Source organism: Arsukibacterium ikkense (genome assembly GCF_000987775.1).
In the GTDB taxonomy this organism is placed as follows: domain Bacteria; phylum Pseudomonadota; class Gammaproteobacteria; order Enterobacterales; family Alteromonadaceae; genus Alishewanella; species Alishewanella ikkense.
Map to the genome: position 1 here is coordinate 137,879 of NZ_LAHO01000009.1, position 25,690 is coordinate 163,568.

At 49.9% G+C, this 25,690-nt stretch carries 23 protein-coding genes; 17 read left to right on the forward strand and 6 right to left on the reverse strand.

The features are described from left to right. Positions 1-10: 10 nt before the first annotated feature. The 3 genes from WG68_RS10605 to WG68_RS10615 all read right to left on the reverse strand — a co-directional run bounded on the left by WG68_RS10605 (position 11) and on the right by WG68_RS10615 (position 4,318). Positions 11-1,543, reverse strand: coding sequence for a Ppx/GppA phosphatase family protein (locus WG68_RS10605; protein ID WP_235357720.1), 1,533 nt, complete (start codon positions 1,541-1,543; stop codon positions 11-13). Next, the gene (gene ppk1, locus WG68_RS10610) at positions 1,540-3,675 is read right to left on the reverse strand and encodes a polyphosphate kinase 1 (RefSeq protein WP_046557658.1); all 2,136 of its coding nucleotides are present in this window, start codon (positions 3,673-3,675) and stop codon (positions 1,540-1,542) included. Before ppk1 ends, WG68_RS10605 begins: the two co-directional genes overlap by 4 nt. 142 nt (positions 3,676-3,817) lie before the next feature. After that, positions 3,818-4,318 (reverse strand): glycine cleavage system protein R, encoded by a 501-nt coding sequence (locus WG68_RS10615; RefSeq protein WP_046557659.1) that lies wholly within the window; start codon positions 4,316-4,318, stop codon positions 3,818-3,820. A 211-nt stretch (positions 4,319-4,529) separates the two neighbouring features. Here WG68_RS10615 and WG68_RS10620 point away from each other — a divergent pair, with 211 nt between their 5' ends. The 7 genes from WG68_RS10620 (at position 4,530) to WG68_RS10650 (ending at position 11,957) form a co-directional block, all read left to right on the forward strand. Further along, positions 4,530-5,489: a PstS family phosphate ABC transporter substrate-binding protein gene (locus WG68_RS10620; RefSeq protein WP_046557660.1), complete on the forward strand. Its 960-nt coding sequence runs from the start codon at positions 4,530-4,532 to the stop codon at positions 5,487-5,489. Further along, positions 5,486-7,282 (forward strand): ABC transporter permease subunit, encoded by a 1,797-nt coding sequence (locus WG68_RS10625; protein WP_046557661.1) that lies wholly within the window; start codon positions 5,486-5,488, stop codon positions 7,280-7,282. Before WG68_RS10620 ends, WG68_RS10625 begins: the two co-directional genes overlap by 4 nt. A 2-nt stretch (positions 7,283-7,284) precedes the next feature. Continuing rightward, the gene (gene pstA / locus WG68_RS10630) at positions 7,285-8,274 is read left to right on the forward strand and encodes a phosphate ABC transporter permease PstA (RefSeq protein WP_052749053.1); all 990 of its coding nucleotides are present in this window, start codon (positions 7,285-7,287) and stop codon (positions 8,272-8,274) included. Between the two features lie 41 nt (positions 8,275-8,315). After that, a complete protein-coding gene (pstB, locus tag WG68_RS10635; RefSeq protein ID WP_046557662.1) occupies positions 8,316-9,083 on the forward strand; it encodes a phosphate ABC transporter ATP-binding protein PstB in 768 nt (255 codons plus the stop codon). 43 nt (positions 9,084-9,126) lie between these two features. Beyond that, a complete protein-coding gene (phoU, locus tag WG68_RS10640) occupies positions 9,127-9,837 on the forward strand; it encodes a phosphate signaling complex protein PhoU (RefSeq protein ID WP_046557663.1) in 711 nt (236 codons plus the stop codon). A gap of 155 nt (positions 9,838-9,992) precedes the next feature. Then, positions 9,993-10,670: a TIGR00153 family protein gene (locus tag WG68_RS10645; protein ID WP_046557664.1), complete on the forward strand. Its 678-nt coding sequence runs from the start codon at positions 9,993-9,995 to the stop codon at positions 10,668-10,670. 18 nt (positions 10,671-10,688) lie between these two features. After that, complete coding sequence (locus tag WG68_RS10650) at positions 10,689-11,957, forward strand: inorganic phosphate transporter (RefSeq protein ID WP_046557665.1); 1,269 nt, start codon at positions 10,689-10,691, stop codon at positions 11,955-11,957. 76 nt (positions 11,958-12,033) lie between these two features. On the opposite strand, the gene WG68_RS10655 is transcribed toward WG68_RS10650, so the two are convergent. Next, positions 12,034-14,310 carry a S8 family serine peptidase gene (locus tag WG68_RS10655; RefSeq protein ID WP_046557666.1) on the reverse strand — a complete coding sequence of 759 codons (2,277 nt, stop codon included), beginning with the start codon at positions 14,308-14,310 and terminating at the stop codon, positions 12,034-12,036. A 402-nt stretch (positions 14,311-14,712) separates the two neighbouring features. Here WG68_RS10655 and WG68_RS10660 point away from each other — a divergent pair, with 402 nt between their 5' ends. Next, complete coding sequence (locus tag WG68_RS10660) at positions 14,713-15,630, forward strand: hydrogen peroxide-inducible genes activator (protein ID WP_046557667.1); 918 nt, start codon at positions 14,713-14,715, stop codon at positions 15,628-15,630. A gap of 19 nt (positions 15,631-15,649) precedes the next feature. Here the strand turns inward: WG68_RS10660 and WG68_RS10665 are convergent, their stop codons facing one another. Next, positions 15,650-16,390 carry a type 2 periplasmic-binding domain-containing protein gene (locus WG68_RS10665; protein WP_046557668.1) on the reverse strand — a complete coding sequence of 247 codons (741 nt, stop codon included), beginning with the start codon at positions 16,388-16,390 and terminating at the stop codon, positions 15,650-15,652. Between the two features lie 122 nt (positions 16,391-16,512). On the opposite strand from WG68_RS10665, the gene queA reads away from it, so the two are divergent. The 6 genes from queA (at position 16,513) to WG68_RS10695 (ending at position 22,424) form a co-directional block, all read left to right on the forward strand. Continuing rightward, entirely contained in the window at positions 16,513-17,538 is a 1,026-nt protein-coding gene (gene queA / locus WG68_RS10670; protein WP_046557709.1) for a tRNA preQ1(34) S-adenosylmethionine ribosyltransferase-isomerase QueA, read from the forward strand. Between the two features lie 62 nt (positions 17,539-17,600). Next, positions 17,601-18,764 carry a tRNA guanosine(34) transglycosylase Tgt gene (tgt, locus tag WG68_RS10675; RefSeq protein WP_046557669.1) on the forward strand — a complete coding sequence of 388 codons (1,164 nt, stop codon included), beginning with the start codon at positions 17,601-17,603 and terminating at the stop codon, positions 18,762-18,764. A gap of 47 nt (positions 18,765-18,811) precedes the next feature. Further along, on the forward strand, positions 18,812-19,147 hold the full coding sequence (gene yajC, locus WG68_RS10680) for a preprotein translocase subunit YajC (protein WP_046557670.1): 336 nt from the start codon (positions 18,812-18,814) through the stop codon (positions 19,145-19,147). Between the two features lie 29 nt (positions 19,148-19,176). Further along, positions 19,177-21,030 carry a protein translocase subunit SecD gene (gene secD / locus WG68_RS10685; protein WP_046557671.1) on the forward strand — a complete coding sequence of 618 codons (1,854 nt, stop codon included), beginning with the start codon at positions 19,177-19,179 and terminating at the stop codon, positions 21,028-21,030. A 9-nt stretch (positions 21,031-21,039) separates the two neighbouring features. Then, a complete protein-coding gene (gene secF / locus WG68_RS10690; protein WP_046557672.1) occupies positions 21,040-21,987 on the forward strand; it encodes a protein translocase subunit SecF in 948 nt (315 codons plus the stop codon). Between the two features lie 65 nt (positions 21,988-22,052). Beyond that, positions 22,053-22,424 carry a rhodanese-like domain-containing protein gene (locus WG68_RS10695; protein WP_046557673.1) on the forward strand — a complete coding sequence of 124 codons (372 nt, stop codon included), beginning with the start codon at positions 22,053-22,055 and terminating at the stop codon, positions 22,422-22,424. 30 nt (positions 22,425-22,454) lie between these two features. Here the strand turns inward: WG68_RS10695 and suhB are convergent, their stop codons facing one another. Further along, a complete protein-coding gene (gene suhB / locus WG68_RS10700; protein ID WP_046557674.1) occupies positions 22,455-23,258 on the reverse strand; it encodes an inositol-1-monophosphatase in 804 nt (267 codons plus the stop codon). 252 nt (positions 23,259-23,510) lie between these two features. On the opposite strand from suhB, the gene WG68_RS10705 reads away from it, so the two are divergent. Genes WG68_RS10705 through WG68_RS10715 form a run of 3 tightly spaced genes read left to right on the forward strand, consistent with a single transcriptional unit; the run spans position 23,511 to position 25,684 of the window. Further along, entirely contained in the window at positions 23,511-24,239 is a 729-nt protein-coding gene (locus WG68_RS10705) for a complement resistance protein TraT (RefSeq protein WP_046557675.1), read from the forward strand. Beyond that, positions 24,240-25,058, forward strand: a complete 819-nt coding sequence (gene traT / locus WG68_RS10710; RefSeq protein WP_046557676.1) for a complement resistance protein TraT — start codon at positions 24,240-24,242, stop codon at positions 25,056-25,058. 47 nt (positions 25,059-25,105) lie between these two features. Beyond that, positions 25,106-25,684: a GrpB family protein gene (locus tag WG68_RS10715; RefSeq protein WP_046557677.1), complete on the forward strand. Its 579-nt coding sequence runs from the start codon at positions 25,106-25,108 to the stop codon at positions 25,682-25,684. Positions 25,685-25,690 lie beyond the last annotated feature (6 nt).

Consider the following 25,690-nt stretch of genomic DNA (forward strand, 5'->3'; position numbering starts at 1 on the left):
AATAAGAAGCTTAACCAGCCAGCGTCTCGGCTAAGCCTGGGCAATCCAGCCGGAAGGCAATTTTCTTTAAGGCTTTTTGTTCCAGTAGCAGATCGGCAGACAACACACTTTGTTGTGCCAACCAATCAGGAGGCAAGCTTAATTGCAGCTGCTGGGTACTGGCGTTAATGGTAAATTCCGGCACAAAGTCATCACGCCGTTTTTGATTCAGCAGTACCGCAAGGCGCAGCAGTACCAGCAGATTTACTACTTGTGGCAGCTGATACAAACTAAAAATAGGAATTTCATCAGCGCGGATTTTACGACGGTGAAAACGCACCAGGCAGGCCAGCAGTTGTTGCTGCTCCTGGTTAAACCCCGGCAGGTTAGCATTTTGCAGAATATAGGCGGAATGCTTCTGAATACCTGACGAGTTAATGTGCAAGCCAATTTCAAACACCCGACAGGCAAAGCTGAGCAGCAGGCCATCATCATCCGTTAATTGCCAGGCGGTTTGCACCTGGCGGAACAGCGCTGCTGCGGTGTGCTGTACCCGTTGGGTTTGGGCGTCGTCAACGGTATAACGGCGCATCATGCTGCTGATGGTATGCTCTCGAATGTCATGATGCTGCAAGCGTTCACTCATTTCGTATAATACGCCTTCGCGCAGGGCGGCATCGACATACACCATTTCATCAATTTGCAGCATATTAAAGGCCGCTATTAAGATCGCCAGACCCGGACAGAGCAGTAGTTTGCGATCATCAGTTAAGCCGGCGAGGGTCAGTTCGCTGGCCTGCTGGTATTGCAACACATGCTGTTTTAACGCGGTTAAATCATTCAGGCGCAGGCTGCTGCTATGCCAGCCCAGGCCAGTTATTACATCTTTAATGGTTTTAATGGTGCCAGAGGTGCCGACTGCCTGTTGCCAACCGGCACTGCGAAAGCTGCTGACAATCGGCTCTAACTCTTGCTCGGCCTGCAAAATGGCCCGTTCAAACCGGCGGGCGCTAATTTTGCCCTGACCAAAATGACTCTGGCCATAGCTGACGCAGCCCATATTGCGGCTGCTTAAACGCAAGGGTTGCAAGCCTTCACCCAGCGCAAACTCGGTGCTGCCGCCGCCAATATCAATCACCAGTCGCCTGGCACTGAAATGCTCAAAGTGGGCTACGCCCTGATAAATAAAACGAGCTTCTTCCTGGCCAGAGATCACCTCAATCGGAAAGGGGAATACCACTTTAGCCCGGCGTAAAAAGGTCGCTGAGTTACGGGCCCGGCGCAGGGTGTAAGTGGCAATCACCCTCACGGAGTTCGGTGCGAACGGCTGCAGGGTGTCGGCAAACTGGGCCAGTACCTGTAAACCGCGTTCAATGGCTTCTTCGCTTAGTACCAGCTCATCATTCAGGCCTTCAGCTAACTGCACTTTTTGCTTTTCGCGGTGCAATAACTGCAAGGCGCCATCGACCACTCTGGCAATTACCATATGAAAGCTGTTAGAGCCGAGGTCTACTGCCGCCATATAGTCGGCGTCTGACGACGCTACCTGTTCAGTGTTTGTCAATTGTCTGTATCAACCTGTACCGCCTGTTGTCGCGCCAGAAAGTTATAAATTTCCTGCTGGGAACGTACATTGCGTTTATTGCCGCGCTTAACATAGGCATTAGAATGTTTGCCATCAATGATACGCGCCTTAACGTTATCCCGCCACTGGATATCCAGAGTACTGATAATTTGTTGCTTAATCCGGTTATCGTACACCGGCACGCCAACTTCCACCCGCTGGTCGATATTACGGGTCATCCAGTCGGCAGATGAGATATACAGCGCACTGTCACCACCATTATGAAATAAATATACCCGGGCATGTTCTAAGTAGCGGTCGAGCACGCTGATAATTTTAATATTCTGGCTTTTACCGGCAAGACCTGGCATTAGCGAGCACATACCGCGAATAATCATGCGGATCTTAACCCCGGCCTGGCTGGCCTTATACAGCAACTGCACAATCTCCTCATCAACCAGATTATTCACTTTTAAGAATATTTCCGCTTTGCGCCCGGCAACGGCAAAATCAATTTCGCGTTGAATTAAGCTGAGCAAGCGTGGCCGGCTCCAGGTGGGGGAGACTATTAAATGCTGAAAATTAAACGGCCGGTACGAGTACTGAATAAACTCAAACACTTGCTCAACTTCGGCGGTAATTTCGCTATGGCAGGTAAACAGGCTCATATCGGTGTAAATACGGGCGGTTTTTTCATTAAAATTACCGGTACCAATATGGCCATAACGCACCAGCTTACCTTTCTCCTGGCGGGTAATTAAACACAGCTTGGAATGAATTTTTAAGGTGGTCTGGCCAAAAATCACCTCAATGCCGGCATCGGTCATTCTGCGTGCCCAGTTGATATTATTTTCTTCATCAAAGCGGGCTTTCAGTTCCACCACTACCGTCACTTTTTTGCCATTGCGCACCGCATCCAGCAGCGAATGAATTACCCTTGAATGCTTGGCCACCCGGTACATGGTTAATTTAATACTGCTCACCTTGGGGTCAAACGAGGCCTGGCGTACCCACTCGGTAAAATAATTAAAATTGTGGTACGGGTAGTACAGCAGGATATCGGTGGCCCGGATGGCGTCAAACGTGGTGGGGTAATGTTCAAAGTCCGGGCTGGGTAAGGGCTCCATTGGCGGAAACTCCATACTCTGGTGGCCCAGGTTCGGAAAGCCAATAAAATCTTTAAAATTACGATAACGACTGCCGGCAATCAGCGCATCGCTGGAGCTGGTACCCAGTTGTTTGGTCAGTATTTTTAACATTTGCTCCGGCATAGCCGCATCGTATACCAGCCGGGTGGGTTCGGACTTTAAGCGCTGGCGAATGCCCTTGGACATTTTATCAATCAGGCTCTGATCCAGTGTATCGCTGATATTGTACTCAGCATCACGCGTCAGCTTGAGTGAAAAGGTACAAATGCTGTCGAATTGAAAAAATCCATTAAATAAGTCACTGACGCAATGGTTAATAATGTCGTCCAGCAGTAAAATCTGCCGCCGGTAATGGCCATTTTTTTTGCGGGTATTCAGGTGCAATGGCAACTCGATAAAACGCGATACCTCAGCCGTAGGTACTTCAATAATGGCATAGTCAGGTTTGCCGCTGCCGGTCATTTCCACCATCAGGTAGGTGGTGTTATCTTCCAGTATTTTACTGAGTGAGCTATCGGTGCTGGAGAGAATAAGCGGTGAGATATGTCGTTTAACTTCACGTCGGAAGAAGTCTTTTACCCAGTGAGACTGGGCATCAGTTAGCTTGCTGTCGTCAATTAACTCGATATTGTGCTTCCGCAGTTCCAGCTGAATATCCAGATAAATTTTATTAAATTGTTTGCCCAGCTCCATAACCTGCAGTTGAATTTGCGCAAGCAGGGTTTCGGCATCTTCGTGCTCCCAAGTCTGGTATTTTTTCAGCAAAATGCGCCGTTTCACATCGGCCACCCGTACCCGGAAAAATTCATCCAGGTTATTAGAATAAATACCTAAAAACCGAAGTCGCTCTATGGGTGGGTTGCGGGTATCGGCCGCTTCCTGCAGTACCCGGCCGTTAAAGGCCAGCCAGCTGAGTTCGCGTGGAAATAACGGGTAGTCGGGGTTGGCCCCGCTGTTTACATTGAGTGATGCTGGCTGTTCCATTTTTATTGCTCCTGCTTACTGCCTGCAAAGCACACTATGGCATTTTTGTGACAAATTGATGAAGCAAAATACCCTGCAGTTGGCAGGGGTATTTATGTTGGTTGTTTGCGCAGAGCTGATCACATTAGCTGCGGGCTAACGCTTAGGTTTCTACATCTACCACAATGTCGGTAGCGATCGACTCCAGGGCTTTTACCACTTCATCGCGGCTTAAACCTGCCGGCAATTGCACGATAGCTTCTGCATGAAACAGCGGCACTCCCCAGTTGGGCGCACTTTGTTTGTTACTGGAAAAATGCACAATATTGGTGCCTTTATGCTTAATAACTGACGACAGTTCGCGGACTATGCCTGGTCTGTCGTTGCCGGTAATAACAAAACGCAACTGTTGTTGTTTATTTAGCTCACTGTGTTCGCCTTGTTGTACTTTAATGTCCAGATCGCTAATAGTGCTAAGCGCTGTGACCAAGGCACCTAATTCGGGCTCGGCCACTTCAATCTGCACAATACCGGCAAAGTAGCCGGCCAAATGGCTTAAATTACTGGCCATCCAGTTACCATTTTGCTCATTAACTACCTTGGCTAACTGTTCGACTAACCCTGCTTTATCTTTACCAATAACGGTAAGGACTAACTGCTTCATATCGATATTCCCTTACTAAAATTAAAGGTTTAACCGCTAGGTAAAGCGGTAAGTGATGCACAATATATGCTAAAAAGTGACCTAGAGTGTAGACCCAACTTTCTGATTTTTAAACGCTACTTAATAATTTATTTTCCATTTACTGTCTTGTCATAGTTGGCTGTTATAAGATAAACCGGCATCAGCACGAGTTAGCTGCAGGAGAACAACGGTGATAACGGCGCGAACCCTACTTTGTGGCCAGATCTTAACAATGCTGTTTGGCCTTGCGTTGCCCACTGAGGTTGTTGCGGCGCCGGCAGGTAATCTGTCCAGCGTGGGCTCGGATACCTTGCAACAAGTGATGCAATTGTGGGGCGAAGAATATCAACGCCGCCACCCTGCAGTGAGTTTTCAGCTGCAAAGCAATGGTTCCTCTACCGCGCCGGTTGCGTTAATTGAAGGGACAGCCGGGCTTGGCCCGATGAGCCGGGTTATGCGTCAAAGTGAGCTGCAGCAGTTCGCTCAGCGTTTTGGCTATCTTCCCACTGCAGTGCCGGTCGCCATCGACTTACTGGCAATTTATGTCCACCCGGATAATCCTTTAACCCAGATCAGTATGCAGCAACTCGACGCCATTTTTTCGATTAATCGCCGCTGTGGCGCAGCTGCCGATATACAGCGTTGGGGCGAGCTGGGGCTAACCGGCAGCTGGCAATCCCGCTTTATCAACATGTATAGCCGTAATTCAGTGTCGGGTACTTATGGTTATTTTAAGCAACATGTATTGTGTAATGGCGATATCAAAGCCCGCACCAATCAAATGGCTGGCTCGTCTGCGATGCTCAGGGCCATCAGCCAATCGGTCGCCGGTATCGGTTATTCCGGTATTGGTTACGCCACCCCCGAAGTAAAAGTGCTGCCATTATTGGTGGCCGATGGCGAGGCAGTTTCCCCTACGGCAAAAAATGCGTTGGCGGGTCGTTACCCGTTAGCCCGCCGTTTGTACATCTATATTAATCTGGTACCCGGGAAACCTTTGGCGGCCAACGAGCGAGCTTTTTTTGATTTAGTGTTGTCGCCAGCCGGTCAGCAGCTGGCAAGGAAAGATGGCTTTCTGCCCTTACCTGATGAACTGCTCAATCAATGGCGTGTCAGTCTGGGGTTACCTGCTATGGCAGAACAACCATGAATAAAACTGCACTTATCCCGCCTATTATGCCAAAACAGCTGCTGCGACGCCGGCGCTGGTATAACCGGTTGTTTCGTGCCCTTATTGCTGTTGCCGGTAGCAGCGTAGTATTGATGCTGGCGGCGCTGTTTATCTACCTGTTTAGCGAAGTACTGCCATTATTTCGGGGCGTGTCTGGCAGCCCTCTGCAACCCTTAGCCGCGACCTATCAGGCCAATAACGCCGAATTACCGGTGGTACAAGCTGGTTGGCCAGGCGTAGCCGATTTTAGCGCCAGCTCGGCCAGTGGCGACTATCAGCTGCTGGCCAGTAAAAATGGGCTGGCATGTTTATTCAGCCCGGCCAGTCCAGCAGGCTGTTTGCAGCAATGGTCATTAACAGACACCGGCGATACCCTGACCAGTTTAAGCTGGTTAACGGCAGATCAGGCGGTGTTGGCCGGTTATCAAAGTGGCCGCTTGCAGCAGTGGTTTTTGCTTGCTGATAACCAAGGTAACCTGATGTTACGCCTGGCCCGCGAGTTGCCGGCTCAGCCCGCGGCCATTATCCACATTGCGGCAGAACACAACAGGCGCGGCTTTGCTACCTTAAGTGCCGATGGTCAGCTGGCGCTGTATTATTCGGCAACCGCCAAACCGTTGTGGCGTTATGCCACTGAGATTACTGATGCTGTCGACTTAGTATTTTCAGCCAACAATCAAATACTCAGTGTGTACAGCGCCGAGCAGCAACATCGTTTTGCATTGGACAACCCCCACCCGGAGATAAGCTGGCAGACGCTGTGGCATAGTGTTTGGTATGAGGGCTTTGCCGGGCCTGATTATGTTTGGCAAACTTCATCGGCGGCCGACGGCTATCAGCCAAAGTTTTCTCTGTTACCTCTGACCAGTGGCACCTTAAAAGCCGCGTTTTATGCCATGTTGTTCGCGGCACCACTGGCCATTATGGCCGCCATTTATACTGCCTGCTTTTTACCTGCCGGGCCGCGGCGGCGAATAAAAGGTTTAATTGAATTAATGGCGGCCTTTCCCACGGTTATTCTGGGTTTTATTGCTGCGGTTTGGCTTGCCCCAGTGATTGAAAACCATCTGTTGGCATTGTTACTTTGGGTTGTCGTTGCGCCGTTAAGCATTTTAGCATTGGCTGCAGTATGGCCTCGCTTGCCACAAAGCTGGCAGCAGCGGTGCAGCGGCGGTGCAGAGGTGTTGCTGCTGATGGTGTGGCTGGTGCTGGTCAGTAACCTGGTGTTTGTTGTTGCCGGACAGCTGGACAGCTGGCTATTTAGCGACGGCTTGCGCTTATATCTGGACCAGCAAGGGATTTACTATGAACAACGTAACGCTCTGATTATTGGCATCGCCATGGGGTTTGCGGTGGTGCCGGGTATTTATGCTATCGCTGATGACGTATTGCACCAGGTGCCCCGCCACCTGACCCGTGGTGCTTTAGCACTTGGAGCAACACCCTGGCAGGCGGTGGTGCGGATCAGCTTGCCATTGGCCGCGCCGGGCCTGATCGCCGCTGCTTTGGTAGGTCTGGGCCGGGCTATCGGTGAAACGATGATACTGTTGATGGCAACAGGCAACAGCCCGGTAATGAATTTTAACCTGTTTGAAGGGCTACGCAGCCTGACCGCGACACTGGCCATGGAGTTGTCAGAAGCAACGGTTGGCAGCAGTCATTTCCGGGTGCTCTTTGTCGCCGCCTTGTTATTGCTGCTTTTTACCTTTGTTGCCAATACGGCTGCTGAAGTTATTCGCCAGCGTTTGCGTAAAAAGTATCAGAGGTTATAGCCATGCTGCAAAACTGGTTTCGACAGGGTACCCCCTGGATTTGGCTCAACGCCGGCGCGGTAGCCTTGAGCCTGCTGTTAGTGGCGGGCTTGCTGGCTTTTATTTTAATGCACAGTCTCGGGGTATTCTGGCCCACCGACTTGCCGGGCCATTCTGGCAGTAAACTCTGGCTGTATCTGCAAAACTGGTGGCTATTTCTCAGTGGTTCGTCAGCGGAGGGGGGGATTTTTCCGGCTATCCTTGGCACGGTGCTGATGGTATTGCTGATGGCGGTGCTGGTGACGCCGCTGGGAGTGCTAGCCGCGGTTTACTTACATGAGTATGCCAAAGATGGCCCGGTACTGAGGTTGATTCGAATTGCCGTACATAACCTGGCTGGGGTGCCGTCCATTGTATTTGGCGTGTTTGGTTTAGGCTTTTTTGTATATTTTCTGGGTGGCAGCATTGATAACTTGTTTTATCGTGACAGCTTGCCCACCCCTACTTTTGGTACGCCAGGTTTAATATGGGTGTCGTTAACCCTGGCTTTGCTGACCCTGCCGGTCGTGATCGTAGCAACCGAACAGGGTTTGGCCGGCATTCCAAAAAATTTACGACTGGGTTGCTTTGCGCTGGGGGCTACCAAAGCTGAAGTGATCTGGAAAATTGTGTTACCTCAGGCCTCGCCGGCGATGGTGACCGCGCTGATGCTGGCGATAGCCCGGGCAGCCGGTGAGGTTGCGCCGTTAATCTTTGTTGGGGTGGTCAAGTCAGTGCCGGCACTGCCGCTTAGCAGCGAGTTTCCATACCTGCAACTACAGCAAAAAATTACCAGCCTGGGCATGCATATCTATGACTCCGGCATCCAGAGCCCGGCGGCTCAAGATACCGAACCACTGGTGTTCGCCAGCGCATTAGTGCTGATAACGCTGATTTTTATGCTTAATCTGGCTGCATACCGGTTACGAAAACGCTTAAATTTACGTTATGGCAACCGCTCGGTCGTTGAGTAATGTCGCTAAGTAATAAAACTGTAACAATGACAGGGTACACTATGAAAACTGAGGTTACCGCCAAACTGGAAGTTCAGGATTTATCGCTCAGGTTTGCGGATAAAACCGTGTTGCAACACATTAGTATGCGTATTCCGGAGCATAAGATTACTGCTTTTATTGGCCCGTCGGGTTGCGGTAAATCCAGTTTGTTACGCAGCTTTAACCGGATGAATGAATTACTGGAAGATACCAGTACTGACGGCAGAGTATTACTGGATGGCGCTGATATTTATCAGGCCGGGGTAGAAGTGGCAGAGCTGCGACGCAGGGTTGGAATTGTATTTCAGAAACCGAATCCTTTTCCGCACAGTGTGTATGAGAATGTCGCCTTTGGTTTGCGCTTGCAAGGGATTAAGCAGCCGCGCAAGTTAGATGAGTTAGTAGAATCAGCGCTAAAAAAAGCCGCGTTGTGGGACGAAGTGCGCGACCGGTTACACCACAGCGCCGTGAATTTATCGGGCGGGCAGCAGCAGCGCTTAGTGATTGCCAGAGCGATAGCGATTGAGCCGGAAGTGTTATTACTGGACGAGCCGGCATCAGCGTTAGATCCGATATCCACGCTGAAAATTGAAGAACTGATGTACGACTTAAAACAGCACTATACTTTGGTAATAGTGACACACAATATGCAACAGGCTGCCCGGGTGTCGGATTACACAGCCTTTTTAAATATGGGGCAGCTAGTTGAGTTTGACGAAACAAACAAGATGTTTACTGATCCCAGTCAGCGCGCCACCGAAGATTATATAACCGGGCGTTTTGGCTAATAGGGCAGCGGGCAACCAATTTATTAGCAGCAAGGGCCAGTCGATGGATAAGTTAAATTTATCAAAGCATATCTCCAGCCAGTTTAATGAAGAGATAGAGCAGGTACGCAATCACGTAATGGCTATGGGTGGCTTGATTGAACGCCAGCTATTTGATGCGCTGGAAGCTATCGCCAATAGCGACAGTGACCTGGCTCAACAAGTGATTCAAAACGATTTAAAAGTGAATGACTGGGAGCTACAAATCGATCAGGAATGCACCCGGATCATTGCCAAGCGCCAACCTGCCGCCAGCGACTTACGGCTGATCATGGCGATTTTAAAAACTATTGCCGACTTGGAGCGAATTGGCGATGAAACCCGCCGTATTGCGAAGGTTGCGTTGGAGTCTTTTAACAGCGCGCAACAAGATTTGTTGGTGAACCTGGATAATCTGGGACGGCATGTTGGCCAGATGTTACATGATGTGCTGGACGCGTTTGCCCGGATGGACGTCGAAGCTGCGTTAACAGTGCATAAAGAAGATAAAAAAGTAGACCGAGAATACGAAGCAATAACCCGCCAGCTGATGACTTACATGATTGAAGATCCGCGTTCTATTCCAAAAATCATGAATGTGCTGTGGTCGGCCCGCTCGCTGGAACGAATTGGTGATCGGTGCAAAAACTTGTCTGAATATATTATCTTTTTTGTTAAAGGTAAGGTGGTTCGTCACAGTTCGGAAGAGATCCTGGAAAAAGAAGCGCGTAGTTAAATTTAGATTTACCCTCGCTTTTTTAAAACGCCTTGGCCAGACTAACTGCCAGGGCGTTTTTGTTTTTTTCTGCTAATATTTCATTTTTATTGCAGTTTAATTGCAGTTACAATGCGCGCCGACCTTATTCATCCTGAATATTATGAGGCCACACTATGCCAGGTAATACTTTTTTATCCGTGTTTGCCAAATCCCCGATAAAACCTATCGAAGAACATATCCGCAAAGTACACGAAGCCAGTGAGCTATTGTTACCCTTTTTTGCTGCGGTATATCAGAAAGACTGGGGCAAAGCCGCAGAGGTACGCAAGGACATCGTTGCTCTGGAAAAAGACGCTGACAGATTGAAGCGGGAAATCCGGGTAAATTTGCCCCGAGGTTTGTTTTTACCCGTCGATCGCACCGACATTCTGGAATTAGTGGCGCAGCAAGACAAAATTGCCAATAAAGCCAAAGATATATCTGGCCGGGTACTGGGCCGGGAGCTGGAAATTCCAGAATCTATTCAAGCAGAGTTTCATAGCTATATTCAGCGCTGTATTGATGCCACCGCTATGGCCTCGGAAGTCATTAATGAACTGGATGAACTGCTGGAAACCGGGTTTCGTGGCCGCGAAGTTAACCTGGTGATTAAGATGGTAGAGAAACTTGATGCCATTGAGAACGATACCGATGAAATGCAGATTAAGCTGCGTAAATCGCTGCGCCTTGCTGAAGCTGGCTTAAACCCGGTTGATGTTATCTTTTTATATCGCACCCTGGAATGGTTAGGCGACCTGGCTGACGTTGCATTGCGCGTTGGTTCACGCCTTGAAATCATGCTCGCCCGCTAACAACACAGGACACAGATTATGGAAATTTTACAAGCTTATGGCCTGATCCTGATTATTGTTGCAGCCGTTTTTGGCTTTTTTATGGCTTATGGGGTGGGCGCAAACGATGTGGCCAATGCCATGGGGACCTCGGTTGGTTCTAAAGCACTGACTATTAAGCAGGCTATTTTAATAGCTGCAATTTTTGAATTTGCCGGTGCCTATCTGGCGGGTGGCTCGGTAACCTCCACTATTCGCTCTGGTATTATTGACGCTGGTTATTTCATCGATGTGCCGGAGTTTATGGTGTTTGGCATGATCGGCTCGTTGCTGGCGGCGGGTACCTGGTTGCTGGTCGCCTCCTATTATGGTTGGCCGGTTTCGACAACCCATTCCATTATAGGTGCCATCATAGGTTTTACTTTGGTTGCTGTTGGCTCTGAGGCCGTACACTGGACCAAGGTAACCGGTATCGTTGGTAGCTGGATCGTAACCCCGATGTTGGCTGGGGTACTGGCATACCTGATTTTTATGAGTGCGCAAAAGCTGATATTCGATACGGATAATCCGATAGCTAATGCCAAGAAGTATGTGCCATTTTATATGGTGTTTGCTGGCTTTATTATGTCACTGGTCACCATTCAAAAAGGCTTAAGTCATGTTGGCCTGGGCATGTCTACCGCCAACGGCATTTATCTGGCAGTAGCTATTGGTGTCATTATTGGTTTAATTGGTAAGGCTGCAATCTCGCGCCTGAAAATTGACCCGGAAGCGGATAAGCAAATGCACTTTAATAATGTCGAGAAGATTTTCGGCATTTTAATGATAACTACCGCTTGTTGCATGGCCTTTGCTCATGGCTCGAACGATGTAGCCAATGCTATAGGGCCGTTAGCTGCCGTTGTGAGTGTCGTTACCTCTGGTGGTGAAATTGCTGGCCGTGCCACCCTTGCCTGGTGGGTGTTACCTCTGGGTGCGATAGGGATAGTGATTGGTCTGGCGACACTGGGCGCGCGGGTAATTAAAACCGTTGGTACTGCTATTACTCACTTAACCCCCAGCCGGGGTTTTGCTGCCGAGCTGTCAGCGGCATCTACCGTGGTTATTGCCTCTGGCGCCGGCTTACCTATTTCTACTACCCAAACGTTAGTCGGAGCGGTATTGGGTGTAGGGTTTGCCAGGGGTATTGCCGCATTGAACTTAGGTGTGGTGCGAAATATCTTTATTTCCTGGGTGATTACCCTGCCAGTAGGCGCGGGTTTATCTATTATATTTTTCTATATATTGCAGTTTTTGTTTACCGTATAGACCGTTAACTGTGTAGCTAATAGAAAAGGGGCTGAATTTCAGCCCCTTTTTTTTACACCTTTACGCTAGTAGCCGCTTACGGCTGGTAAGCGCTAATCAGGGTTAAGCCTGATACTGCCCTGAAGCCATATACCGACATATGCCATACGCCCGCTTGTGGGTTGGTGATAACACAGGTTTCCTCATTACCATTGCGGTTTGGCCGGCAGTCGTAGCTGCCTGCACTTGGCGTGCTGCCATATTTCAGGTAGAGATCAGCATCGCCAGTGCCACCGGTAATGGAGACGCTTAGTTCTGCCATACCCGCTGGTACTTCCAGGGTGTAGTGTTGCCAGGCGCGCCGGCCAACACTGATGTTGGTGATGGTTTCACCGCCGGCATCCGGCAGGTCCGGATCGTCCGGCTCGTCTTCTGCAATAAAGCTACCTGTCAGATTAACGCCGCTAAAGGCAGTGTAGCCAATCAGTTTAACGTAGTAAGTACCTTGTTGTGCCGGGTCAAAATTACAGGTTTCGTTATTACCTGTTAAATATGGCCGGCAATCCCAGTCGCCCGGGGTGGGTTCAGCGCCAAACTTAACGTACATATCAGCATCGCCGGTACCGCCATTCATCACAAAGGATAAGTCGGTGGCCATGGCTGGAACATCCAGCGTAAACAGTAACTCATCACCGCCGGCACCTGCCAGATTCGAAACCGTTACACCATTTTCCAGGGCAGTGGCACCCGGTGGGGTAGGATCATCCGGGCCATCACCAGAACCGGCACAGCCATATTCTGCCAGATAATCCACAGCGTCTTTAGCCTGAACCAGACCGAAACCATAAGAATTATCGCGGCCAGGCGCACCTAAATCTTCAGCGCTGGCAGCCAGAGCAGCGCGGATTTCAACATTGCTACAATCCGGGAAGTGGCTCCAGACCAGGGCGGCAACACCGGCGACATGCGGTGAGGCCATAGAAGTACCGCTCATCAGTCCATAGTTGCTGGCACCTGACGTCAGGTTGGCAACGCTGCCCAGCTGTGCCATCAGCATTTGGCCATCTTCCAGCGACAGGCTAACCGCAGGAATGGTGGCGCTGGTGCCTTCCACAGTGCCGGCAAAATTACCTGACACATTATTGTAAATAATGGCAGCTAAACCGCCACCAGCCTGGCACGATTCCACTTTTTGCGAGAAGGCTACTTCGCCACGGGAAATTAAGCACACTTTGTCTGCCACATCAGTACAGGCGTTGATGGCCAGGCCGCAATCAGCAAATTCAGCACTTACCATACCGCTACCAGAACCCGACATCGGGTTGGCATCGTAAAATACACTGTTAACATTTAGCTGGGCTTCAAGCGCAGTGCCCTCTGGGTAGGTTGAGCGCACATCAACCCCAGGGCCGGCCAGTTCTACCTGGGCATTACGCTGGGAGAAATTGGCCAGGGCTTTAGTGCTATCTACTGCAGCGACCGACACCACAGAGTTATAAGACGCCGGGTAAGACATAGAGGTGTTGCCATCGTTACCGGCAGCCGCTATTAATAACAAACCGGCATCAAAGGCTGCCTGCATGGCATTACTTTCGGTCGCGTTGGGCGCTGCGCCACCTAAGCTCATATTAACTACAGTAGAGCCTGCTGTAACACAGGCATTTACTGCGCTGGCCAGGGTTGACGAGTAGCCCCAGCCATTGGCGTTAAATACTTTAATGATGTGCATATTCAGCTGGCCGTTTGGCATAATGCCAACAATACCAACGTCATTATTTAACGCGCCTATAGTGCCGGCCACGTGAGTACCATGCGGACCACCGGCATCGAACCAGTTACCTGTACCGATATCATTAGTGCCGCTGATGTTGCCTGAAGCAAAATCTTCATGCGGCAGGCCTAAACCCGAGTCAATAACACACACATTCTGATTACTGGCAAATTGGTCACTGACTAAATCAGCCTGCACCATCGGGTAGCCGTAAGGAATTTGCTGCATCATCGGATAGCGACGTTGATCAACTTCAATAAACTCGATATTAGGATCGGTTTTCAGCAGGTTAACCAGGCCTGGCCGCAGCTCAGCGGCAATTGCGCGTTGCTCTGCTAACACATGATGAATTTTCGCCCCCTGGCGTTGTAATTTATTGCTGTTGTCACTAAGCATGGCCAATACTGCATCTTTGGCGCCTTTTTGCTGTTTCAGCACATAATCGTTTTGCTTGCTCTGTCCTGCATTGCTGTCTTTGTATTTAATGATGTAGCGGTTGTTGTCAATGGTGGCGCTTTTGTCGGTGGCTGCCAGGGCGCTATTTACCGCCAGTGCCAGCAAGCTGCAACTGGCCAGCGCCAGTGGTTTGGTTAATTTGGACATGATTCACCCTCCTGAGGTGATTTTTTATAATAGGTTGTTCCTTCAAACTTGGTTGCGGACTGCCCAACTCACAACGATAAATCATGGTATGCCTTACTCACTTGTCACTATAATGTGAAATATTGCATTTTTTTACAGCAACATGGCTTTTATGCATACAATGAGAATTTCAAACTATAACAAATAGCAAACTGTTTCAATTTGTAATTTACAAAAATAACAAATAATAAAACTAAGTGTTTGAAAAGTGATTTATTTAAACGTCAAGCGCCAAATTTAGTTAAGTTTTTAGCCTAAACAACGACAAGTGTTAATTCTCAGCGCTGACTCGACCTGGCCATGGCAATGCTTTATATTGATTAATATTAATGTACTAAGTTGATATCTTAATCGGAAATTGCAATGAAAAGACTTCCCAGTATTAAACAGCTGCAGTATCTGCTTGCTTTGCATGAACATCAGCATTTTGGCCGCGCCGCTGAAGCCTGTTATGTGGGCCAGTCTACCTTGAGCGCGGCCATTGCTAATCTGGAAGAAACTATGGATACCCAGCTGTTAGAGCGGGACCATAAAACCTTTATTTTTACTTCGCTGGGCGAAGATGTGGTGCGTCAGGCCCGGCATATTATTGAACAATGTGAAGAGCTGACTGAGTTTGCCAGGTCACAGGGTAAGCCGATGGCCGGACCATTCAGGCTGGGTTGTATTCCCACTATAGCGCCCTTTGTGCTAAGTGAAGTGATGACCTTATGCCGTGAACGCTATCCCGATTTACAACTGTTACTGCGCGAAGATACCACTGATAACTCATTGCATGCGCTGGCCGAAGGCCGGCTGGATATGGTGTTGCTGGCGTTGCCTTATGAAACCGGTGCTTTGCATACGGAAATACTGGCACAGGATGGCTTTAAACTGGTGTTACATAAAGACTGGCTGGGACGGGGCTTTAATCAGGATATCAGCCAATGGCCGGATGAAAGTATTTTCTTGCTGGAACGTGAACATTGTTTAACTGGCCATGCGGTAAAAGCCTGTGAGCTGGAAGACAGTCGCAAAGTGAATCCGTTTTTCGCTACCAGCCTGCATACCCTGACTCAGATGGTGAATAACAAACTTGGCGTAACCTTTATGCCGCAAATGGCGATTAACAGTGGCTTACTGGATAGTACCGAGCTGATTACCCAACCGCCCAGCAGCGGTAATGCCTATCGGGATATCGGTGTCGCCTGGCGGCCCACATCCAGTAAAGCCCGCAGTTACCGGTTAATGACCAACCTGATTAGTGAGGTGTTACTGCAAAAATGCCGGGGGGAGGAATAAAAGTATTGCCGTACCAGGCTCACTCCTGTGTCAGGTAAAAGTTATGGTATTGCTGATAGAAATGCTGTAACTCACCACTTTCCAGCAGTGCCTGAAAGCGACTGTCCCAGATACATTTTAACTTCTTCCCTTGCTCGGTGTTGGCAAAGGCTGCATAGATGTTGTCTTCGGCAATCAACGTGGCCACTAAAGGGGCCAGTTGCATCGAATGGGTATCAGCATAGTGAGCAAATTGACTTTGTTCGGCCAGGTAGGCATCAACCCGCTGGTTTAACGTCAGTTCAATACCGTGTTCTACCGATAATACTTCATAGCCAGCATTGGTTAGGCCCAGAATACTGCCAAAGTCATAGGCAAGATTCCAGGCCAGCTGCAAGGGTTTCAGATCCTCGATGCTGTGCAGCTGATGTCGCCCGGGGTGAAAAATTACCACGATTTTATCCTGATCAATTGGCCGCGCCGATAGTAGTAAATCGGTGCCATTATGGCCAGATACGGCTAATGTCATGTCTGATTTTTGTTGCCGTACCAGCGTTAATGCCCGGTTATAATTGGTAAAGGTGACTTGCAGGCGGGGTTGGTAGGGCTGATAAATCAAACGGATAAGATCAAAGTAAGCACCGCTTTGATCTTGTTCGGTAAAGCCTGGCCATTGCTCGGTACTAAGCTGAATAGGTTCTGGCAATGCAACTGGCTGCGACAGGTTATTGGCCGGTACCTGACATAGAAATAGCAGCGGTAGCAGTAAGGACACTAACATATTCGTTTTTCCGCAACAGATTCTGCGTTAAGTGTAGTGATAATTTGCTAGAATGCTGGCTGTTTTTTTCAGCCGTGCCTATGGTCGGTAAAGCCAGGGAGTCATCTATGCAAGTTAAGAGTATGCAAGTTAAAGATTTTTCGTTCGAGCTGCCAGAGCAGCTTATTGCCCGTTTCCCCAAAGCTGAACGTTCAGCCAGCCGTCTGCTGGCCATGGATAAACAGAGCGGAGCTTTAAGTCATCATATTTTTAAAGACTTAACTGATTTTCTTCAGCCCGGTGATTTACTGGTATTTAATAATACCAAGGTAATACCCGCGCGTTTATTTGGCCAGAAAGCCTCAGGCGGCAAGGTTGAGGTGCTGGTGGAACGGCTGCTGGATGACCAGCGCTTTTTGGCGCATGTCCGGGCCAGCAAAGCCCCTAAACCCGGCAGCATGCTGTTGCTGGAAAACTCGGCTGAGGTGCGGATGAATCAGCGCCATGACGAACTGTTTGAGTTGGAAATGTTAAGCGATGAACCGGTGCTGGCGATGCTGGAACGCTTAGGCCATATGCCCTTACCGCCCTATATCGACCGGCCGGATAACGAAGAAGATAAAGCACGTTATCAAACGGTGTATAACGAAAAGCCGGGCGCCGTGGCGGCACCCACTGCCGGTTTGCATTTCGACCAGCCGCTGCTGGCTAAACTTGCGGACAAAGGCATTGAGTTTGGCTATGTGACGCTGCATGTTGGCGCCGGCACCTTTCAGCCGGTACGGGTGGATAATGTGCTGGAACACCAGATGCACGCCGAGTATATCGAGGTGTCGCAGCAGGTGGTTGATGCAGTAGCTGCGTGCAAAGCCCGTGGTAATAAAGTGGTGGCGGTGGGCACGACCTCGGTACGCTCGCTGGAGTCGGCGGCGCAGCAGGGCGGCGGTAAGCTGATTAGTTATTACGGTGATACCCAGATTTTTATCTACCCTGGTTATAAGTTCCAGGTGATTGATGCGCTGATCACTAACTTTCACTTGCCGGAATCTACGCTGATTATGCTGGTATCTGCGTTCAGCTCTCGCGAACATGTAATGAATGCCTATGATACGGCGATTGCTGAGCAATACCGTTTTTACTCCTATGGCGATGCGATGTTTATCAGCTAGCTTTGCTGCTATAATGCGCCGCGAATTAAGCCAGACTGTCTTTCTGGCGCTTGAGGATAGTGATGAAATTTGAATTAGATACCACCGATGGCCGGGCCCGCCGTGGCCGGCTGATCTTTGAGCGTGGCATTGTTGAAACCCCGGCCTTTATGCCGGTAGGAACCTATGGCACGGTAAAAGGCATGACGCCGGAAGAACTGGAAGCAACCGGCGCCCAGATTTGTTTAGGCAATACCTTTCATTTAATGCTGCGCCCGGGCACTGACATCATTAAAAAGCACGGTGATCTGCACGACTTTATGCACTGGCATAAGCCTATTCTGACTGATTCTGGCGGTTTCCAGGTATTCAGCCTGGGCGAGCTGAGAAAAATTACGGAAGAAGGCGTCAAGTTCCGTTCACCATTAAATGGCGAACGCATCATGTTAACGCCCGAGCGCTCGATGGAAGTACAGCGTGACTTAGGCTCTGATATCGTAATGATATTCGACGAATGCACGCCCTATCCGGCCACGGAGCAGCAAGCGAAAAAGTCGATGGAAATGTCACTGCGCTGGGCTAAACGCTCGAAAGAAGCGCACGGCGATAATCCGGCGGCGTTGTTTGGCATTATTCAGGGCGGTATGTACCCTGAGCTGCGCGATGTGTCGTTGCAGGGCCTTGAAGACATTGGCTTTGATGGCTATGCCATTGGTGGCTTGTCGGTTGGTGAGCCCAAGGCAGATATGATTAATATTCTTAACCATACCACTGGCCAGATGCCGAGCCATAAGCCACGTTATTTAATGGGCGTAGGCAAACCGGAAGATATCGTTGAAGCGGTGCGCCGTGGTATTGATATGTTTGACTGTGTGATGCCAACCCGCAATGCCCGCAACGGCCATCTGTTTATCAGTACCGGTGTGGTTAAAATTCGTAATGCCAAACACAAGGACGATACCTCACCACTCGATCCAGAATGTGATTGCTACACTTGTAAAAATTATTCCAGGTCATATCTACATCATTTGGATCGTTGTAATGAAATTCTCGGTGCCCGGTTAAATACCATGCATAATTTGCATCATTATCAAAAACTGATGCAGGGATTGCGTGACGCTATAGCCACTGGTACCTTGGAGCAGTTTGTCAGCGAGTTTTATGCTAAACGGGATTTACCGGTGCCCGTGCTGGAGCAGTTGGCTGATAGTGCAAAAAGCAACGAAACAGCTGTTAGCACTCACTAATATATAACTTAAAACGCAACTACATTACTAATAATAAGGGGATAACCATGAGTCTATTTATCAGCAACGCCTACGCCGACAGCGCCGCCGCACCACAAGGTGGTGGTTGGGATTTAATTATTATGTTGCTGGCCTTTGGCTTAATTTTCTATTTCTTAATCTACCGGCCGCAAGCCAAGCGGGTTAAAGAGCACCGCAATCTGATGTCTGCGTTAGGTAAGGGCGACGAAGTGCTGACCCAGGGCGGCATTGTTGGCCGGATCACTAAAATTGCTGACGACAAAGACTTTGTTACCGTGGCTATAAATGAAGGTACCGAAGTTACTGTACAAAAATCAGCGATCAGTGCTGTGTTACCAAAAGGCACGTTAAAGTCGCTGTAAGCGACTGCGTTTATTAAAAGGATCAACTTGTGTTAAACAAAAATCCTCTCTGGCGGTATGTAGTGGTATTAGGGTTGCTGCTGGCAGCATTCCTGTATGCCTTACCCAACGTATACCCAGAAGATCCGGCATTAAACATTAATGCCAGCCGCGGCGGTGTGGTCAGTGAAACCACCCGTGCTGAACTTGAGCAGGCGTTTATTGCCGCCAATATCAGCGCTAAGTCAGTTACCCTGACTGAGGGCCAGATCCTGGCCCGCTTTAACAGTGCTGATGATCAGTTGCGGGCGCGGGAAGTGGCTGGCCGCCAGTTAGGTAGTAGCTACATTACCGCACTGAATATGGTGCCGACGACACCCGGCTGGCTGCGCGCTATTGGCGCCAGCCCGATGAAGTTAGGCCTGGATTTACGTGGTGGCGTGCACTTTCTGATGGCGGTGGATATGAAAGCCGCTATCGACAAGAACATTAACGATTTAGTGCAGGCATTCCGGGCTGATTTACGCGAAGAGCGGGTACGTTATCGCGCGGTGCAGGCAGATTTAGATCGCGGTCAGGTGCAAATTTTACTACGCAGTGCTGAAGATGTGGCTGCCGCCCGGGCGGCACTGAGTAAAAATGACCGTGAGTTAGTGTTCAGCGACGGTAGTACTGAACACAGCCTGCTGGTAAGTTTAAGTGAAAACCGGGTGCGGGAAATTCGGGAGTATGCGCTGGAGCAGAACATTACTATTATCCGCAACCGGGTAAATGAAATTGGTGTGGCTGAACCGCTGGTGCAACGTCAGGGCGCTGATCGGATCATCGTCCAGCTACCGGGCGTGCAAGACCCGGCTCAGGCCAAAGAAATTCTGGGCGCCACTGCAACCCTGGAATTCCGGCTGGTCGACAACGATTCCGATTTAGGTGCTGCCTTAGACGGCCGCCTGCCGGCAGGTGCCAGCTTGTACCGCGACCGCAATGGTCAGCCGTATTTGCTGGAAAACCGTACCATGCTAACCGGTGACCATATCACCGGCGCTACCTCAGGCTACGACGAATATTCGCGGCCACAGGTGAGCATTTCACTGGATGCGCAGGGCGGCAATTTATTATCAAATGCCACCCGCAGTACCATTGGCCGGCAAATGGCTACCGTGTTTATTGAATACAAGCCGGGTGAGCAACGCAACGAAGACGGCACTCCGGTGCTGGTGAAGTTTGAAGAAGTGATTAATGCCGCAACCATTCAGGCGCGTTTAGGCCGCAGCTTCCGCATTACCGGCATCGACAACCCGGCTGAAGCGCAAAACCTGGCATTGTTGTTGCGGGCAGGCGCCTTAATAGCGCCAACGCAGATCATTGAAGAACGCACCATAGGCCCAAGCCTTGGTAAGGAAAACATTGATCTGGGTATGACCGCTATTATGTGGGGCATGATAGTCGTGCTGATTTTTATGGTGCTGTACTACCGGGCTTTTGGCTTAATTGCCAATGTGGCATTGATTGCCAACCTGATTTTAATCACCGGCTTTATGTCGATGATCCCAGGCGCCACATTAACCTTACCCGGTATGGCCGGTATTGTATTAACAGTAGGTATGGCGGTAGATGCCAACGTACTGATATTTGAGCGGATCCGTGAAGAGCTGGCTGAAGGGCGCAGCGTGCAGCAAGCGATTCATCAGGGTTACGACCGCGCCTTTGCCACCATTGCTGACTCCAACATTACCACCTTGCTGGTGGCACTGATTTTGTTTGGCATTGGTACTGGCCCGGTGAAAGGCTTTGCCATCACCCTGGCTATCGGTATTCTGACTTCAATCTTTACTTCAGTAGTCGGTACCCGGTTGCTGGTTAATTTATTCTGGGGTGGCCGCCGCGTGCAGTCACTGCCAATGTAAGGAGGCGGTGTGAGAATATTTCGCTTTACCGAGCCGCTGAATTTTATGCGGTTTAAAATGCCGGCGCTGTTCTTATCCGGTTTACTGGTTATTGCCTCGCTGGCAACCATTACCGTTAAAGGTATGAACTGGGGCCTGGACTTCACTGGCGGTACCGTTATTGAAGTGGGTTACCGAGGCGGCGTTGATTTATCACAGGTACGTCAGGTACTGGCCGATAGCGGCTACCCTGATGCCGTGGTGCAGTATTTTGGTTCCAGTGAAGATGTGGCGATCAGAATATCGCCGCGTGAAGGCATTGACCAATCGACCATTTCCAATCAGGTGCTAACTGCGTTAACAGTGACCTCCAGCGAGCCGATTGAAATGCGCCGGGTTGAGTTTGTTGGCCCCAGTGTCGGCGACGAGTTAAAAGAACAGGGCGGCTTAGCTATGCTGGCAGCCTTAATCGGCATCTTGCTGTACGTCACCATGCGCTTTGAATGGCGTTTATCGGTAGGTGCCGTGCTGTCACTGGGCCATGATGTCATTATTACGCTGGGGCTGTTCTCATTGCTGCAGCTGGAGTTTGATTTAACCGTACTGGCGGCTATTCTGGCGCTGATTGGTTATTCAATAAATGACACCATAGTGGTATTTGACCGTATTCGGGAAAGCTTTCGCAAGCTGCGCGACTCAACCGTGCATGAAACCATTAACGATGCGGTTACCGCCACCTTAAACCGGACGGTTGTGACCTCATTAACCACCATAATTGTATTAATTGTGCTGTTTACCATGGGCGGCGCGCTTATTCATAACTTTGCTACTGCCTTGCTGTTCGGGATTGCCATTGGTACTTACTCTTCGGTGTTTGTCGCCAGCTCGCTTGCCGTGCAACTGGGGATTAGCCGCGAAGATATGTTGCCACCGCCTCCGCCGGAAAAAGAAGGCGAGGGCACTGAGCCCCTGCTGTAAAGTTGTTTTTTATATGCTAAAAATGCCAGTCTGTGACTGGCATTTTTTTTGACGAAGGAAATACTATGGCAAGCCAACATGCACCAGGCTTTATTGCCCTGGTTAATCAGGCGAAAGCTGAAATAAACGAAATAAGCATCAGTGAGTTACTGCAACATAATCAGCCCTATGTGCTGCTGGATATCCGGGAAGACCATGAATGGGCTAAAGGCCATTTACCTGAAGCCATGCATCTGGGCAAAGGGATTATCGAGCGGGATATTGAACAGACAGTACAGGATAAAAAGCAGAAAATCGTGTTGTATTGCGGTGGCGGTTATCGTTCGGCATTGGCAGCACGCACCTTACAGCAAATGGGATATCAGCAGGTGCTAAGCCTGGCAGGTGGCTACAGAGAATGGACAGAGCAGGGACTGGCAGTGGAAATACCGGCTTAGGCCAGAGGCTAAGCCGGTAAGGTTATCAGCTTATTTGGCCAGAGTTTCTGACAGGTGAGGGCGCATGCCTTTAACCATGGCTTGCAGCACTTTCGGGCTGGCTGCGACGATGTTGCCGCTTTTCATCTGGTTAGAACCGCCGATAAAATCACAGACCATACCACCAGCCTCGCGCACTATCAGTTCACCTGCGGCAATATCCCAGGGCTTTAAACCAATTTCAAAGAAGCCATCAAAACGGCCGGCCGCGACATAAGCTAAATCCAGCGCAGCGGAACCGGTGCGGCGCATATCGGCACAGTCGGCAAAAAAGCTGTTAAAGATTTTGCTGTAGCTGTCTAAATGGTGTTTGGCTTTAAACGGAAAACCGGTAGCAAGAATGGCGCCGGTCATATCTGGCAGGGCAGTAACCCGAATGCGGGTGCCATTTAACTGGGCACCACGGCCACGTGACGCTGTAAATAACTCGCCGCGCAGTGGATCAAAGATCACGGCCTGGTCTAGTTTACCCTGGTGTTTTAAAGCGATCGACACCGCGAAATGCGGAATGCCTTTGATAAAGTTGCTGGTGCCGTCCAGTGGATCAATGATCCACTGGAATTCGCTGTCGCTGTTACCGTAATCGCCATGCTCTTCACCAACAATACCGTGGGTTGGGAAAGATTTTTTCAAAATTGCCACTATAGCCTGCTCAGCTTCTTTGTCGACGTTGGTGACAAAGTCGTTGCTGCCTTTTTGCAGCTTTTGCACCATGTCTAACTGGCCACAAGCACGAGCGATAATATTACCTGCACTACGGGCAGCACGAATGGCGATGTTTAACATCGGATGCATAGCGATTACCTTTTTTTTAAAAGAGCGTTAAAAACAGCTGTATAAAGAACAATCAAAAGAGCGGCGCGTATTGTAGCCGCTACAGTAAAAAAGTAAAGATAATTGGCCGTAAAAAACCACTGCCACTGCTTTACATATTCAGTTACATTGTTTTACCAGCTTGTGTTAACGCAACGCTAACTATTCAGATAATATTAAGCTTATTTAGGCACAATAGCCAAAAGCATTAAGTACTAATTTAGTGAGGTTAATATGAATATTCTTAAACTGGCGCTGGCAAGCAGCGTAATAATAAGCCTGGCAGGCTGTGGCGCCTTGCATACCTCTGTCGCCAAGCGCAATCTGGATGTGCAAACCAAGATGACCTCCAGTATCTTTCTTGATCCGGTAGAGCCTGCGCAGCGCACCATTTTTGTTGATGTGCGCAATACCTCTGATAAACCCGAATTTGATATTAAGCCACAGGTGGTGGCTAATCTGCGGGCCAAAGGTTATCAGGTTATCGATAGCCCGGGCCAGGCACATTACTGGTTACAAGCCAATGTACTGCAGGTAGGGCGGACCAACGGCCGTGATGCCAACCGTGCCTTTGCTGCAGGCCCTGGTATGGCAGGTGGTGCGGTAACCGGTTATGCCATTCACCGGGCGACCGGCGGCTCTGGTGCTGCAGGCTTAGGGGCGGCAGTGGCTGGCGCAGCGGCCGGTACTATTGTTGATGCCCTGGTAGAGGACGTGTATTACACGGCTATTACCGACATTCAGATAATGGAGCGCTTTGGCGGCACGGTGAGCGAGCGCTCAGAACATCAGCTGTTGCAAGGCGATAGCGGTAGCACCAGCTCCAGCTATCAGCGTCAGACCGATATGCGCAAATACCAAAGCCGGGTAATGAGTTATGCCAATCAGGCGAATTTAAAGTGGCCTGAAGCGGCTCCGCAGCTTACTGATGGCGTAGCGCGCTCACTGGCCGGGTTGTTCTAAATGCGCTTGCTAATATGTATGCTGGTGCTGCTGCCATTAAGCGGGTGTATGGCACTGCATACGTCAGTGGCTAAGGGCAAGCTCGATGTGCAAACCCGGATGAGTGAGACTATTTATCTTGATCCGGTAGAGCCCGAACTTCGCACCATTTTTATTGATATTCGCCAGACGGCGGCTGAGTACCAGTTGCCACTGGCTGACGACGTACGAGCACTGTTGCTAAGCAGGGGCTATCAGCTGGTTGACTCGCCGCAGCAAGCGCAGTACTGGTTGCAGGTGAATGTGCGTACGGTATTAAAAGAGCGGCCAGAAGTGGTGCTGGCCAGTGGCGAATACAATATGAGCCCGGAGCAAATTCATCAGCTGTTGTATCCGGGGATTGCCTTGCCTGAACCTGAGCCTGAACGGATGGCGTCGCAGCGCCGGGCCAGTAATGTGGCGGTATATGCCGATGCCACTTACGGTACTAATATTGATGGTAAAGATATTGCCAGAGCCTTAGTAGTGCTGGCCGCCTGGGCCGGGGCTGAATATGTTGGCAACCAGCTGGTGCAGGATAAATACTACACCATGCTGACTGATATTCAGTTGGCAGAGCGGATTGCCCCTGACAGTATTGGCATGGTGCAGGAAAGCAGCAGGCAGCAGTTAAAGCAGGGTGATAGTGGCAATATTGAACTGTTGTGGGAACTGGCGACCGATAGGCGCAAGTACCAGGTAAAAGTGGTGAGTTTTGCCAATAAAGCTAACCTGAGCTGGAGCGACGCTGAACAACCGCTGCATCAGGGTTTATTGCGCTCGTTAGCCGGTATTTTTTAATGACTAATCTTTTAACAGATAGCCTTTACTAAAGAGCGCCGCAGCCTATGCCAGATAGCGCCAGCCCCCATACCTCAGCTAATGTACAACAGGCATTGCAGGAGCCGGTAGAGATAGTGGAATGGTCTGCTGCCTGGGCAGAGTCTTTTTTGCAGGAAAAACAGCAGTGGCAACAGTTGCTGGGCAGCGCCGCCGGCCGGATTGAACACTTTGGCAGTACCGCTATCGCCGGCATGCCCGCCAAACCCATTATAGATATGTTAATCGAGGTACCCAGCTTAAGCTGGGTGCGCGATACTCTGGCCGCTCAGCTTGTGCCACGAGGTTATCAGCTGTTCTGGCGGGCCAGCACGCCCGGCGACACTGATGTCGCTTATGCCTGGTTTATTAAACGCGACAGCCATGGCCGGCGTACGCATCATCTGCATATGCTATTGCCTGATTCAGCAGACTGGCAGAAGTTGCAGTTTCGCGATTACCTGCAAGCGAACCCCGCAGCGGCAAACGCCTATGCCACATTCAAGCGCGACGCTGCCAGTAAGTTTGCCAATGATCGAAAGGCATACAACGCCGCCAAAGACGCCTTTATCAGGCCCATAATGCAACAGCTGGCTTTAAGCAGTTAAGCCTGT

Excerpts from the sequence above, each read along its gene's own strand:
- ppk1 (WP_046557658.1), bottom strand. The coding sequence starts at position 3,675 with ATGGAACAGCCAGCATCACTCAATGTAAACAGCGGGGCCAACCCCGAC.
- WG68_RS10615 (WP_046557659.1), bottom strand. The coding sequence starts at position 4,318 with ATGAAGCAGTTAGTCCTTACCGTTATTGGTAAAGATAAAGCAGGGTTA.
- WG68_RS10625 (WP_046557661.1), top strand. The coding sequence starts at position 5,486 with ATGAATAAAACTGCACTTATCCCGCCTATTATGCCAAAACAGCTGCTG.
- pstA (WP_052749053.1), top strand. The coding sequence starts at position 7,285 with ATGCTGCAAAACTGGTTTCGACAGGGTACCCCCTGGATTTGGCTCAAC.
- pstB (WP_046557662.1), top strand. The coding sequence starts at position 8,316 with ATGAAAACTGAGGTTACCGCCAAACTGGAAGTTCAGGATTTATCGCTC.
- phoU (WP_046557663.1), top strand. The coding sequence starts at position 9,127 with ATGGATAAGTTAAATTTATCAAAGCATATCTCCAGCCAGTTTAATGAA.
- WG68_RS10645 (WP_046557664.1), top strand. The coding sequence starts at position 9,993 with ATGCCAGGTAATACTTTTTTATCCGTGTTTGCCAAATCCCCGATAAAA.
- WG68_RS10650 (WP_046557665.1), top strand. The coding sequence starts at position 10,689 with ATGGAAATTTTACAAGCTTATGGCCTGATCCTGATTATTGTTGCAGCC.
- WG68_RS10655 (WP_046557666.1), bottom strand. The coding sequence starts at position 14,310 with ATGTCCAAATTAACCAAACCACTGGCGCTGGCCAGTTGCAGCTTGCTG.
- WG68_RS10660 (WP_046557667.1), top strand. The coding sequence starts at position 14,713 with ATGAAAAGACTTCCCAGTATTAAACAGCTGCAGTATCTGCTTGCTTTG.
- WG68_RS10665 (WP_046557668.1), bottom strand. The coding sequence starts at position 16,390 with ATGTTAGTGTCCTTACTGCTACCGCTGCTATTTCTATGTCAGGTACCG.
- queA (WP_046557709.1), top strand. The coding sequence starts at position 16,513 with ATGCAAGTTAAAGATTTTTCGTTCGAGCTGCCAGAGCAGCTTATTGCC.
- tgt (WP_046557669.1), top strand. The coding sequence starts at position 17,601 with ATGAAATTTGAATTAGATACCACCGATGGCCGGGCCCGCCGTGGCCGG.
- yajC (WP_046557670.1), top strand. The coding sequence starts at position 18,812 with ATGAGTCTATTTATCAGCAACGCCTACGCCGACAGCGCCGCCGCACCA.
- WG68_RS10695 (WP_046557673.1), top strand. The coding sequence starts at position 22,053 with ATGGCAAGCCAACATGCACCAGGCTTTATTGCCCTGGTTAATCAGGCG.
- suhB (WP_046557674.1), bottom strand. The coding sequence starts at position 23,258 with ATGCATCCGATGTTAAACATCGCCATTCGTGCTGCCCGTAGTGCAGGT.
- WG68_RS10705 (WP_046557675.1), top strand. The coding sequence starts at position 23,511 with ATGAATATTCTTAAACTGGCGCTGGCAAGCAGCGTAATAATAAGCCTG.
- traT (WP_046557676.1), top strand. The coding sequence starts at position 24,240 with ATGCGCTTGCTAATATGTATGCTGGTGCTGCTGCCATTAAGCGGGTGT.
- WG68_RS10715 (WP_046557677.1), top strand. The coding sequence starts at position 25,106 with ATGCCAGATAGCGCCAGCCCCCATACCTCAGCTAATGTACAACAGGCA.